This window comes from Flavobacterium poyangense (assembly GCF_011751075.1).
GTDB lineage: Bacteria > Bacteroidota > Bacteroidia > Flavobacteriales > Flavobacteriaceae > Flavobacterium > Flavobacterium poyangense.
Genome location: NZ_JAALLN010000001.1, coordinates 932,686 through 945,932, shown reverse-complemented (window position 1 = coordinate 945,932; position 13,247 = coordinate 932,686). Strand labels below are relative to the sequence as shown.

General features: G+C 34.7%; 8 protein-coding genes and 2 tRNA genes. 6 read left to right on the top strand and 4 right to left on the bottom strand.

The window, feature by feature from the left end; all coding sequences use genetic code 11:
• Positions 1-132 precede the first annotated feature (132 nt).
• On the top strand, positions 133-1,221 hold the full coding sequence (locus tag G3A47_RS03830; RefSeq protein ID WP_166920572.1) for a glycosyltransferase family 9 protein: 1,089 nt from the start codon (positions 133-135) through the stop codon (positions 1,219-1,221).
• Between the two features lie 233 nt (positions 1,222-1,454).
• Here the strand turns inward: G3A47_RS03830 and G3A47_RS03825 are convergent, their stop codons facing one another.
• Both G3A47_RS03825 and sppA read right to left on the bottom strand, forming a co-directional pair.
• Positions 1,455-4,049, bottom strand: coding sequence for an AsmA family protein (locus tag G3A47_RS03825; RefSeq protein WP_166920569.1), 2,595 nt, complete (start codon positions 4,047-4,049; stop codon positions 1,455-1,457).
• Between the two features lie 792 nt (positions 4,050-4,841).
• Positions 4,842-6,599 (bottom strand): signal peptide peptidase SppA, encoded by a 1,758-nt coding sequence (gene sppA / locus G3A47_RS03820; RefSeq protein ID WP_166920567.1) that lies wholly within the window; start codon positions 6,597-6,599, stop codon positions 4,842-4,844.
• 137 nt (positions 6,600-6,736) lie between these two features.
• Between sppA and folK the strand changes: the two genes are divergently transcribed.
• Entirely contained in the window at positions 6,737-7,873 is a 1,137-nt protein-coding gene (gene folK / locus G3A47_RS03815) for a 2-amino-4-hydroxy-6-hydroxymethyldihydropteridine diphosphokinase (protein WP_166920565.1), read from the top strand.
• Between the two features lie 368 nt (positions 7,874-8,241).
• On the opposite strand, the gene G3A47_RS03810 is transcribed toward folK, so the two are convergent.
• On the bottom strand, positions 8,242-8,778 hold the full coding sequence (locus G3A47_RS03810; RefSeq protein WP_166920563.1) for an RNA methyltransferase: 537 nt from the start codon (positions 8,776-8,778) through the stop codon (positions 8,242-8,244).
• 77 nt (positions 8,779-8,855) lie between these two features.
• A complete protein-coding gene (locus tag G3A47_RS03805) occupies positions 8,856-9,281 on the bottom strand; it encodes a DUF1573 domain-containing protein (protein WP_166920561.1) in 426 nt (141 codons plus the stop codon).
• A gap of 162 nt (positions 9,282-9,443) precedes the next feature.
• Between G3A47_RS03805 and mutS the strand changes: the two genes are divergently transcribed.
• From mutS to G3A47_RS03785, 4 genes are all read left to right on the top strand, one after another.
• Positions 9,444-12,050 carry a DNA mismatch repair protein MutS gene (gene mutS / locus G3A47_RS03800; RefSeq protein ID WP_166920559.1) on the top strand — a complete coding sequence of 869 codons (2,607 nt, stop codon included), beginning with the start codon at positions 9,444-9,446 and terminating at the stop codon, positions 12,048-12,050.
• A gap of 149 nt (positions 12,051-12,199) precedes the next feature.
• Positions 12,200-12,272: transfer RNA gene (locus G3A47_RS03795), tRNA-Gly, on the top strand.
• Between the two features lie 14 nt (positions 12,273-12,286).
• Positions 12,287-12,372 (top strand) — tRNA-Leu (locus tag G3A47_RS03790).
• 164 nt (positions 12,373-12,536) lie between these two features.
• A complete protein-coding gene (locus tag G3A47_RS03785) occupies positions 12,537-12,926 on the top strand; it encodes a YegP family protein (protein WP_166920557.1) in 390 nt (129 codons plus the stop codon).
• Positions 12,927-13,247: the final 321 nt, after the last annotated feature.

The window sequence follows — 13,247 nt, the reverse complement described above, 5'->3', positions numbered from 1 at the left end:
AATTTTATAATAATTACTTATTAGAAGATTTTTATTTTAGAGAATAAAACAATTTAGATTTGAACAAATTCAATTGATAGTCGTTTTTTTTGAAGAAAGAGAAGTTTTTTCTAATCTGTAAATTATATACTAATGAGTGTTTTAACTGCCATAAATGTATTCAGAAGGCGTGTGATGCGCAATCTGACTAAGAATGTTGGGAAATCAAAAAGAGATTTAGATATTGTTTTAGTAGATAAAACAGAAATAAAACGAATCTTAATTTGCAGACCCAATGCACGACTGGGGAATCTTTTGTTGATAACACCACTGGTTCAGGAAGTTTCAGAAATGTTTCCAAATTGTAAAATCGATTTGTTTGTAAAGGGACCGCTCGCACCAATTATTTTTGAAAAATACGACACGGTTTACAAAACAATCCATTTGCCCAAAAAACCTTTTAAAAATTTGTTGGAGTATTGTAAAGTTTGGATTTCTATAAGAAGACAACCTTACGATATGGCGATCAATGTAGATCAGAATTCTTCATCAGGTCGTTTGGCGGTCATTTTTTCGAGAGCAAAATATAAATTCTATGGAGATTTAAGTGATCAGCAGCAACACCAACACATAAAAAGTGATTATCATCATATTGCAAAGTATCCGGTTTATAATTTCAGAAATTATTTGACAAAGTTAGGGTTAGCAAAAAGCAACAGCATAGTTCCGCCTTTAGATCTTAAATTAACCTCGTCTGAAGTTAAAAAAGGAAAAAAGATTTTAAAGAAAATAGTAAACGGCGGTTCAAAAAAAACAATTTGTTTGTTTACTTATGCCACCGGGACAAAATGTTTGTCAGAAGACTGGTGGATGGATTTTTATGAAATATTGAAACAACAATATCCGGATTATAAAATAGTTGAAATCTTACCCATCGAAAATGTATCGCAGATTGGTTTTCAGACGCCGTCATTTTACAGTAAAGATATTAGAGAAATTGGGTCAGTAATAGCAAATGCAACTGTTTTTATAGGAGCTGATAGTGGAATGATGCATTTGGCGAGCGCTGCTCAGACACCAACAGTTGGTTTGTTTTCAGTTTCGAATCTTAAAAAGTACGAGCCTTATGATAACAGCAGCATCGGAGTTGATGTTAATGTGTGTGGCCAAAATGACTATTTTAAAATATTGAATGGAATTTTAAACAACGGAAAACTAAAGAGATATTCAAAAGCAGTTTAAAGCATAAAAAAAGGTCAATCGAGAGATTGACTTTTTTATATTATTTAATTCAAGTTGCTCGTTGTAAAATGTAAAATGTATGATGTAAAATGTGATATGTTAGTCTGAAAAGGCAAATATTGTATTTCAGTGATCTGAAACATTTATATGTTCTAAAATGTGAGATAGTAATCAATTAAATAAAACTTTTCACATTTTACAGTATACATTTTACAACGAGCAACTTGAGTTATTTAGTTTTTCTTCTTAAACAGACCATTCAGTAAATCGCTTGCTTTTTTGGTAACCTCCTGAGTTTTTTGTTCTTTTTCAGTTGCCGCAGCTTTTGTTGTATCTTTTGCTTTTGTATTTTTATTAATCAAATCCGTAAGAGCCGACGTACCTTTTTGTGTCAGTTTATCTTTTTGCTGATTCACCAATTGAGTTGTTAAGCTCGTAACGGCGCTTTTCATATCGGTTGTTACTTTAGGATTAGAAAAATTACCCGTGATTACTGCATTTACAGGAATGTTATTCAGTTTTGCAGCATCAGCTGGCGACATTTTAGCGATTAAAGCATTGGCTTCATTTCCTAAATATTTGGCCGGAACATCTAATTTTAGATTGTAATTCATTGTTTGGTCAAAACCATGTGTTCCTCCAACTGTGATTTTAATATCCTGGTATTTAATGTCAAATGGTTTTACATTTACTTTTCCGTTTTCAAAACTCAAAGCCATTTTCAAATCATTTAAATTCAGCTTACTTGCATCAAGGAATTTGATGTTTGAAGTTAAAGAATTTATTACCGTAGAGTTTTTAGCATTCAGTGTACTTGAAAGCAATTGACCAAGTAAGTCTCCCGAAATTGATTTTAAATCCGGAGTTAATTCTTTAGCATCTAAATTTCCGTTTAACTTAATAGTAGAATTTAATTTTCCGTTGATGATTCCTGCCAGAGGGGCAATTTTTTTCATCATATCCAATTGCGTAAAAGTCTGTGCAATATCTACCTGATTAAATCCTAAATTCATGTCGAAAGTAGGTACTTTTGATTTAGTCGAAACTGCTCCGTTTAAGCCAATTGTTCCGCCAAAAATAGACGTTTTAAAGTTTTCTAAAGTTGCTTTTTCGTCTTTAACGATTAATCTTCCTGCAACATCTTTTAATTTTAAATTATCGTATAAAACCGTAGTTGCTTTTGCATTTAAGGTACAATTTAAAAATGCCGGAATCTTCATTGCTTCGGCAGGTTTTGCTTGTGTTTTGGCAGTTGCCGGTTCACCTGAAGTCATGAAGTCGTCAACGGCAAGTTGGTTGGAACTCATGTTGAAGTTTCCTCTAAGTTCTTGTTTTTTGAACATAAAACCGTAGAAATTTTCCAGTACTCCGTTGATGCTGATGTCGCTTTTTCCGGTAGTAGCATCAAATTGTTTAAGATTGATTTTACTCGGATTAAATTCGACTAAAGCCGTACTGATGTTCATTGATTTGTTGTTCTCGTCCGTATATTTAAAACCGGATAGGCGCATGGTTCCTGCATTTTTGATGTTTTGGTATTGACTTTTTTCTACAGAAGCCATGTCAAAGTTTGTAGTTACATCTGCTTTTAAAATACCCGCTAAAGGTTTGTCTAATTTTATAGGATAGGCTTTGGAAAGGTTGGCCAGGTTGATGGTTCCTTTTAAGGCAGCATCTACTATTGGATTTACCGTTATGTTTTTGATATTGGCTTTTGCGTTAAAAACGTCCTGATCAATTCTAAAAGAAAGTTTGTCTAAATTGACATAAGTGTCATTTAAGATCCCGGTTTCATTGATGATTTTGGTGTCGATTACAATATTCTGAACCGATTTTGGTAAGTTAGGATATTGAAAAGAGGCATTGTTTGACGCAATTTCGATATTGAATTTTGGTACCGTTGTCTCGGTTAATTCTCCTTTTGCAAAACCAGCTACAGTAAAATCTCCTGTTGTTTTTACACCATCTAAACCAGCCGCATAAGCAGAAGGAATTAATCCTAAGAAATTGGTAAAAGAGGAGGTAGGTGTTTTAAATTTTAAATCATAAACCTGACCTTTTTCTACCATTTGAATGAATCCGTCGAATTCAAGAGGCAATTGGTTAATTAAAGCTTTGTTTTCTTTAAAAGTGTATTTGTTTTTCTCTAAGTCAATTCCTAAAACGGCGTCTAAAGTCAGAGAGACCTTTTTCATATAATTGATCTTATCCATGTCTAAAGAAACTTTTGCAGTAGACTTTGTAGCCAGATCCAGTTTTGAATTGGTAAAGTCACCCGTCCCTTCATGATTTAAACTGTCAATTACCATTTTAATTTTAGATCCCTGATCGATATATCGGAAAGTGAAATTCTCGATTTTGTAGTTTTGAATCTTTAAAGCAAGAGGTTTTCCGGCTTCCTCTTTTTCTGTTTTTGGTTTGTCTTTTAAAGCAATATCAAAGTTTCCAACTCCGTCTTTGTTAAAAATAATATTGATTAAACCATTTTCTGAGCTTATTCCTTCAATGTTCAAAGGCTCTTCTTTTCCTTTGAAAAGTTCTTTGATGCTCATTTTTAAATTTAATTTGCCCAACGAAACCAAAGTATCACCTTCAAAAGGGGCTTTGTTGATGATCACTAATTGATCAATTCCAACGGAGGCGTTTGGAAAGTTCCTGAACAAGCTTAAATCAGCATCCGCAAAACTTACTTTAGCGTCTACACTTTCGTTTATGGCTTCTGAGATTTTCGCTTTAATCTGATCTTTAAAAAAGTATGGAATGGCGAATAAGGTGGCAATAAATACCACGAGGACAATGGCTGAGATTTTTAGAATTTTTTTCAACATAATTAATTGCAGATTTGAGGTTTACGATTCTGATTTGAGATGTATTATTCTTGCAAAAATAGACTTTTATACTTGAGTTTAATTGAAAATTTTCATAAAAAAACAATAGCCTGCCGTTGATCGAATTTCGATTAAGGCAAGCTATCAAAAAAAAATAAATTAATTTTTTGTATTTTTAATACTTTATAAAGAGCCGATTTTGATTTTATTGGAAGGCTGTAATTTTTGGCTAAAATAGATAAGAAGACAGGTTAAAGATGTTAAGTAGAAATTAACTTTTGGTTAATTAAAATCCTTTTCGTGTGATTCGTGAAGATAGTCGTAAACATATAGGAGGTCGTAAAATTTCTCACGCAGATTTGGCAGATTACGCTGATATTTTTGTTTTATGGGCCATGTAGTACAATCTGAAAAAATCTGCCATTGGAGAGGGAGCGAACTGGCGAAGCAAATCTGCGTGCATAAAAGAGAATCAAGCGTTTTTTTTAAAACATGGTTTTCTAAAAACTTCTTTTATTAAAACATATAATTTATTTTAACCGCAGACAGCGCAAAGTTTTTTGTTTATGTTGATCGCAAAGTTCACAAAGTTTTATTGAAACAGCTTTTTTTATCTTAGCGAACTTTGCGTAAAACCTTTGCGAACGCTGCGGTTAAATAAGCGCAAAGTTCGTTAGGATTTTTATTTCTCCACAGGTTTTTTTGTTAATCTAAAAATGTGGCAAAGGGTTTATTAAAATAAAAAATCCGTTTGAGTCAGTCTCAAACGGATTAGATTATTTTTTGTTTTTCTTATTGAATGTTTATTCCGTATGGCAGCATCGCCTGAACTCCTTTTTGTTTTTGGAATCTTTTTACCTGCTCTAAAATCATATAATTTTCTGCGCCAATTTCTTCTTTTATAAAAGCTTCTTTTGATTTTGCAAAAGGCAGACCGGCTAACAAATCTTCAACTGATTTTTCGTATTCTGGATAATTCTGAGTGCTGTATGATTTTATTTTAGCAATTTTAGCAGCTTCAGCAATAGCATCATTTAGTCCGCCAATTTTGTCAACCAGACCAATTTTTATAGCCTCACTACCGGACCATACTCTTCCCTGAGCAATAGCATCTACCTGAGCGAAAGTCATTTTTCTACCTTCAGCTACATGTGTTACAAAAGTTTTGTAGATGCTTTCTACTCCTTCTAGTGTAAAGGCTTTAAAGTTTTCGTCTAAGGGTACAAACGGGCTGTAATTGGCCGAATTTTCGTGTGTTTTTACTTGTTCGGTATTGATACCTAATTTAGTAGCTAATGGAGTAAAATTTGGTAATACTCCGAACACTCCGATGGAGCCTGTTATAGTATTGCTTTCTGCAAAAATGGTATTGGCGTTACAGGCGATATAATAACCACCTGATGCTGCATAGTTCCCCATAGATACTACGATAGGTTTTACTTTTTTGGTAATTCCAATTTCTCTCCAGATCAGATCAGAAGTCAAAGCACTTCCGCCCGGGCTGTCAATTCTTAGAACAATAGCTTTAACGTCTTTGTTTTTGCGGGCTTCCTGTAAAGAACGACGCATAGCTCCTTCACCAATTACGGTAACATCACCTTCACCGCTTTGAATTTCGCCTTGAGCGTAAATAATCGCAATCTGATCACTTGAAGTGTTCGCTAAAGCTGTTGTGATATGGTTTTGGGTGTAATCTAAAATGGAGATTTTGTTGTAATCTTCATCATCAGCAACTTTTAGTGCTTTTTTGATGGCGTTGTGGTAAACATCTTCATAAGCAACAATGTCTACTAATTTCTGTGCTTTGGCCATTTCCGGGGTTCTTGCCAACAGACCATCAGCAATTTCATTTAGTTTGGCTACCGGGATATTTCTGCTTTTTGAGATGTCGTTAGAAACAGTTGACCAAATAGAATTTAAAAGGGCGGTTATTTGCTCTCTGTTGGCATCGCTCATTTTGTTTTCTAAAAAGGGTTCAACCGCACTTTTGTATTTTCCGTGACGAATCACCTCCATATGAATACCGGATTTGTCCTGAAAATCTTTAAAAAACATGATTTCAGACGAAAGTCCTTTAAAGTCCAAATCTCCGGCAGGGTTTAAATAAATAGTATTGGCAACAGAGTTTAAATAATATTCTTTTTGAGAATAGGTATTGGCGTAGGCCCAAACAAATTTACCGGACTTTTTAAATTTTTCCAGTGCATTTCTTAAATCTTTATATTGAGCAAGTCCTAACGAAGATTGATCGTTTAAGATTGAAATTCCTTTAATGTTATCGTCAGTTCCGGCCGCTTCAATAGCGTTAATAACATCACTTAACCCAATTTCTTTTTGGTCTGAAAAAACCGTTACCCAAGGGTCTTTGTATTTCCCGGCATAGTCATTTTTAATTTTCTTCAGATCTAATTCGATAACAGAATCAGCTTTGGCAGGCACCGTTTCGCTTCCTCCAAAAAGAGCGCCGATAAGAATTACTCCAAAAAAGAATAACATAATGAATACAAAAATACCAATCACGGTGGCAATTACATTTCCTAGAAATTTCATAAATATGTTTTTTAAATAAGTAGCGATAACAGTGAATATGTTACAGCTTTTAAGAAAGAAGTTCGGAATTAAATTGAGAACTCGTTTTACAAATATATTGTTAATTCTAAAATAGTTTTAGTTAATTTGCATTTATTATGAAATCACAGCATCAGGTCGTATTATCTATAGGGAGTAACGAGGGAAATCGTTTAGTAAACATCGAAACTTGTATTCGATTGATACATGAGGAAGTAGGGACCATTATTCAGGTTTCAAGGTTGTATGAAACACCAGCCTGGGGTTTTGAAAGCGATGCTTTCTATAACTGTGCTCTTATTTTGCATACCAGTTTTTCTGCACAAAAAGTATTGAATCTGGTGTTGAAAGTTGAAAAAAAATTAGGACGCATCCGATTAAATCAAAATGGGTATCAATCTCGTATTATTGATATTGATGTGATTGCTTTTGATGATGAAATTATTAAATCAGAGAAACTCCAGGTTCCCCATCCGCTAATGCAGGACAGAAAGTTTGTATTGCTGCCGATGCAGGATTTAAAATTAGATTGGAAACATCCTGTCTTTCAGAAAACAATATCAGAATTAATAGCAATTACACCCGATGACAGCGTTTGTACTGTGGTTCAGGAGTTGAAAAATCCGTTGCAGGATATTCCGCTTGAGAAGTTTAATTATATCGCTTTTGAAGGGAATATCGGGGCAGGGAAAACTACTTTATCACATAAAATAGCTGAAGATTTTAATGCTAAAACTGTTTTGGAGCGTTTTGCTGATAATCCGTTTTTGCCTAAGTTTTACAAAGATCAAAACCGATATGCTTTTCCGCTAGAGATGTCTTTTCTCGCCGACAGGTACCAGCAGTTATCAGATGATTTGGCGCAATTTGACTTATTTAAAGATTTTGTAGTGGCAGATTATCACATTTTTAAATCTTTGATTTTTGCTAAAATTACACTTGCTGAAGACGAATATCGTTTGTACAGAAACCTGTTTGATATCATTTACAAAGAAATGCAAAAGCCGGATCTGTACGTTTATCTGTATCAGAATACAGGCCGATTACTGGAAAATATCAAACGACGCGGACGAAATTACGAACAAAACATTTCGGCTGAATACTTAGATAAAATCAATACGGGGTATTTGGATTATATTAAATCTCAAACCGATCTCAATGTATTGATTATTGATGTCTCCGATCGTGATTTTGTGAAAAAACACGAAGATTATCTTTTTATTCTGGACGAAATTCGAAAGAAGATTTTTAATTAGATAATTAGAGAATGTGATAATTAATTCAAGTTATTAGTTGATTATTTTGTTTAATTGTATTCAGAAGACAAATAAGAGAAGTTTTATTTGAATTGCCTCCAGTTTAACTGGAGGTATTTTAGAAAGCTACAAAGGCTTTAGCCGAATCTTTAAAAGATTGGGCTAAAGCCTCTTTATCACTAATCAATTCTTGTCTCCAGTTAAAACTGGAGGCAATTGATATCGTCTTTTTAAGGTGGAACTTTTTCTTTTTTAACTAGCAACTTGAATTAATTAGATAATGTGATAATTAGATAATTGTTTTGAAAGCAAAAAGTATCTCAATCCTCTAATTTTCTAATTGAGACATTATCTAATTGACACATTTCCTATTTAGGCCAGCTCAATTTTTGAAACAAATCCCAGACCACTATTCCGGCACTTACAGAAATATTTAAAGAATGTTTGGTTCCCAATTGTGGAATCTCGATACAGCCATCGCAAATGGCCACCGCTTCCTGAGCAACTCCGTAAACTTCATTTCCGAAAACCAAGGCGTATTTCTGATCTTTCTTTACTTCAAAATCCTGAAGAAAAACAGCGCTTTCTACTTGTTCAATAGCAAGAGTCAGTACATTTTCTTTTTTTAAGTTTTCGATTACCTCCAATACATTTTCATGATGTTCCCAAGCTACGGTTTCGGTAGCGCCAAGAGCTGTTTTGTGAATTTCTTTGTTTGGAGGAGTGGCCGTAATACCGCATAAAATTATCTTTTCAATCAAAAAAGCATCAGCGGTTCTGAATACAGATCCTATATTGTGTAAACTGCGAATATCATCCAATATTAAAATCAGGGGTGTTTTTTGGGATTCTTTAAAATCTTCAATTGATTTTCGGTCTAGTTCGCTATTTTCAAGTTTTCTCATTTGTATTGTATTCAGGTCATAAAAAAAGCCTCCAAAGATAAGGAAGCTTTTTCAATTATTTTAGATTGTTTTTCGGATTAGCTTTTTACTGGATCCGGTAAAACAGTGCCTTTAATAGTAAGTACTTTTGTTGGTTGTCCTTCTGCATTAGAAGTTACGGTTACCGTTTTCGTAAAAGCACCAACTCTGTCAGTAGCATATTTTACACCGATAATACCTTTAGCACCCGGAGCGATTGGCTCTTTTGGAGAAGTAGGTACAGTACAACCACAAGATCCTTGTGTGTTAGTGATGATAAGCGGTTTGTTTCCGTTGTTAACAAAAACAAATTCGCGTTTTCCATCCGCATTGTGAGCGATAGTTCCGTAATCAATTGTTTCTGATTCGAAAGCCATTCCGGCTCCTTCAACTTTAGCAACTTTATTTGCTTTTTTAGTGCTTTGTGCGTTAGAAGTCGTAATTCCAACTACAGCTAGCATTGCGATTAAAATTATTTTTTTCATCTTTTTTGGGTCTTAATTTAATTGAGTAACAAATCTATGTAAAATTCTTATATGTGAGCTTAAAAATTGCTTAAAATATTTTAATTTTTGAAGCTCTTCAATATTTCTTTAAAATAGCATAAATTCGCTGTCATAAATTTTTTCATTTTAAAATATAATAATTTGGCAGCGAAAGAGAAAGTGGTGAAGGAAACACCCTTAATGAAACAGTACAATGAAATCAAGAGAAAATATCCTGATGCCTGTTTGCTTTTCAGAGTAGGTGATTTTTATGAAACCTTTGGGGAAGACGCCATTAGAGCTTCTAAAATTCTGGGTATAACACTAACAAAAAGAGGCGCAGGGTCTGAAACTGAAACAGCTTTGGCAGGGTTTCCGCACCATTCTATTAATACCTATTTGCCAAAATTAGTAAAGGCAGGGCTTCGTGTTGCAATTTGTGACCAGTTAGAAGATCCTAAAATGACTAAAACGATAGTGAAACGCGGTGTTACCGAATTGGTGACTCCCGGTGTTTCTCTAAACGATGAGGTTTTGCAGTCTAAAACAAATAACTTCTTAGCATCTGTTTATTTTGCTAAAAACAACATTGGAGTTTCTTTTTTGGATGTCTCTACGGGTGAGTTTTTGGCTGCACAGGGAAATGCGGAATACATTGATAAGTTATTGCAGAATTTTAGTCCAAGCGAAGTTTTAGTTCCAAAGGATAACAAAAATGATTTTAAAGCGGCTTTCGGAGAGACTTTTCATAGTTTTTATCTGGAAGATTGGATTTATAAAGAAGATTATGCCTTAGAAACGCTTACCAAACATTTTCAAACCTCTTCATTAAAAGGTTTTGGTATCGAAGAGTTAAAGGAAGGGATTATTGCTTCGGGAGCGGTACTGTATTATTTGTCTGAGACGCAGCACAATCGCGTGCAACATATTACAGCGATTCAGAGAATTGCGGAAGATGCCTATGTCTGGATGGATCGTTTTACGATTCGAAACTTAGAATTGTATCACAGTTATAACCCGAATGCGGTTACGTTACTGGATGTTATTGATAGAACGCTTTCGCCAATGGGAGGTCGTTTGCTGAAACGCTGGTTGGCACTTCCTTTAAAAGACAGTGCTAAAATAAAAGGCCGTCATGAAGTGGTTTCTTATTTAAAAACGAATCAGGAAGTTCTGCAGAATATTCAATATCAGATCAAACAGATTTCAGATTTGGAGCGTTTGATTTCGAAAATAGCAACCGGGAAAATTTCGCCTCGTGAGATTGTTTATCTAAAAGAGTCGCTGGACGCTATTATTCCGATTAAAACTTTGGCGCTCGAAAGTCCACAGGAAGCAGTAAAGGTAATCGGAGATAGTTTGCATGCCTGTGATTTGTTGAGAGAGAAAATCCAGACCACTTTAAATCAGGACGCGCCTGTTGCGGTTGCGAAAGGAAATGTAATTGCAAAAGGAATCAATGAAGAATTAGATGATTTAAGAGCGATTTCAACCTCCGGAAAAGAATATTTGGAAGGGATTGAGAAAAGAGAATCCGAGCGAACCGGAATTTCTTCTTTGAAGATTTCGTTTAATAATGTCTTCGGATATTATATTGAGGTTCGAAATACACATAAAGATAAAGTACCTGCAGAATGGATTCGTAAGCAGACTTTGGTAAGCGCAGAGCGTTATATCACCGAAGAATTAAAAGAATACGAAACCAAGATTTTAGGTGCGGAGGAAAAAATACATAAAATAGAAACGGATCTTTTTGAGCAATTGGTCGGCTGGATTGCCGGTTATATAAAACCAGTTCAGATGAACGCCTATTTGGTGGCGCAATTAGATTGTTTGTGTTCTTTTACGCAATTGGCTATAGAGAATCAATATGTATGTCCTGAAATTGACGAAACCTTTGATTTGGAAATTAAGAACGGTAGGCATCCTGTTATTGAGAAACAATTGCCGGTTGGTACGCCTTATATTGCCAATGATGTTTTCTTGGATAGGGAAACGCAACAGCTTATTATGATCACCGGACCCAATATGTCGGGTAAGTCGGCTATTTTGAGACAAACGGCTTTGATTGTGCTGTTGGCTCAGATGGGAAGTTTTGTTCCGGCAGACAGCGTTAGAATGGGAATTATCGATAAGATCTTTACCAGAGTAGGAGCTTCGGATAATATTTCGATGGGAGAATCGACTTTTATGGTAGAGATGAACGAAACGGCTTCTATTTTGAATAATATTTCAGATCGTAGTTTAGTGTTGCTTGATGAGATTGGTAGAGGAACCAGTACTTACGACGGAATTTCTATTGCGTGGGCTATTGCAGAGTTTTTGCACGAGCATCCCGGAAGGCCCAAGACGTTGTTTGCAACGCATTACCATGAGTTAAATGAAATGACAGAATCGTTGCCGAGAATTCAAAATTATAATGTTGCGGTAAAAGAATTAAAAGATACGGTTCTTTTTGTTAGGAAGCTTGTTAAGGGTGGTAGCGCGCATAGTTTTGGTATTCATGTGGCAAAAATGGCGGGAATGCCTCAGATTGTTATTTTGAAAGCACAGAAGTTATTAAAGAAATTAGAAAAGAATCATTCCAGTGATGCTTTAAACGGAATCAAATCTGAGGGCGAAGAAATGCAAATGAGCTTCTTTAATTTAGATGATCCTTTGCTGGAAGAGATAAAAGAAGAAATTATGGGGCTTGATATAAACGCAATCACGCCGGTTGAAGCGTTAATGAAGCTGAATGAGATCAAAAGAATGCTGGTGAAAAAATAATTTCATATTTAAAGTTTAGGTTATCAGAAGATTATGAAATAAGTGAAAAATAATTTCAAAAAACGCTTGTATAACTCAATAAATGTCCTAAATTTGCAACCGCAATACAGAACAAGTCAAGTATTGCGGTTCTTACTAGAATGACAAATGCGAAAATAGCTCAGTTGGTAGAGCGCGACCTTGCCAAGGTCGAGGTCGCGGGTTCGAGCCCCGTTTTTCGCTCAAAACCATATAATGCTCGGATGGTGAAATTGGTAGACACGCTGGACTTAAAATCCAGTGAACAGCAATGTTCGTGCGGGTTCAAGTCCCGCTCTGAGTACTAAAGCCTCTTCTTTTGAAGAGGCTTTTTTTATGGTGTAAACTCATGTCTTTAAATGTGGGTGATAAAATGATTTTCGTTCGTTTTTATTGGTTTGAAATCAGTAATCAATAATCAGTATTTAAAATCTAAAATCAACAATCTAAAATCAATAATCTAAATATATGGGTGCTTTTGTAATTAGTAAGCGGTTTAACGACGAATATAAATTTGTTTTTACTTCCAGGAAAGGAAAAGTGATATTTACGAGTTTGAGTTATGAATTGAAGTTTGAGTGCGAAGAAGATATTGAGAAGTTCAAAGCTAATATGGATTTGGCTAAGTTTTTAAAGTTTAAAGGCTCAGGGGGGAAGTATTTTTTTAAATTGATGTTAGGAGATATTCATTTTGCAACGAGTCGTAAATACACGACAGAATTGCTTTTGCAGAAAGGGATCAAGGAAATTGTTACATATGGTTCAAGATCGGAGATTTTGGACTTTTCGTCTAGTGAATCGATTTTTGAAGATGAAGAAGAAGAAGTGGTTTTGGAGGAGGAAATGATTGAGAATTAAAATTCCAATATTTGAAAATTCCAAATTCCAAACTTTAAGGGTTGGGGAAGTTGGATCGGTGTTTAATGTCATTCTGAGCGAAGCCGAAGAAGGGGTGGATGAAAAAAGGATTAAGAATTTCTGATGAGATTCTTAATCCTTTTTTTATTTGCATTCTTAATATAGTAAATATGTAACAATGTTTAAAGTGGGGTTCTTTGGTGTTTTCTATGTTCAGAAAAAAAAGGAACTTTTTTTGAAGCTTGAATATTTGGAATTTGGAATTTTCAAATATTGAAATTTACAACCGTTCAGTTATAGTCATAAAAAAAAGCTATCTAA

Excerpts from the sequence above, each read along its gene's own strand:
- G3A47_RS03830 (WP_166920572.1), top strand. The coding sequence starts at position 133 with ATGAGTGTTTTAACTGCCATAAATGTATTCAGAAGGCGTGTGATGCGC.
- G3A47_RS03825 (WP_166920569.1), bottom strand. The coding sequence starts at position 4,049 with ATGTTGAAAAAAATTCTAAAAATCTCAGCCATTGTCCTCGTGGTATTT.
- sppA (WP_166920567.1), bottom strand. The coding sequence starts at position 6,599 with ATGAAATTTCTAGGAAATGTAATTGCCACCGTGATTGGTATTTTTGTA.
- folK (WP_166920565.1), top strand. The coding sequence starts at position 6,737 with ATGAAATCACAGCATCAGGTCGTATTATCTATAGGGAGTAACGAGGGA.
- G3A47_RS03810 (WP_166920563.1), bottom strand. The coding sequence starts at position 8,778 with ATGAGAAAACTTGAAAATAGCGAACTAGACCGAAAATCAATTGAAGAT.
- G3A47_RS03805 (WP_166920561.1), bottom strand. The coding sequence starts at position 9,281 with ATGAAAAAAATAATTTTAATCGCAATGCTAGCTGTAGTTGGAATTACG.
- G3A47_RS03785 (WP_166920557.1), top strand. The coding sequence starts at position 12,537 with ATGGGTGCTTTTGTAATTAGTAAGCGGTTTAACGACGAATATAAATTT.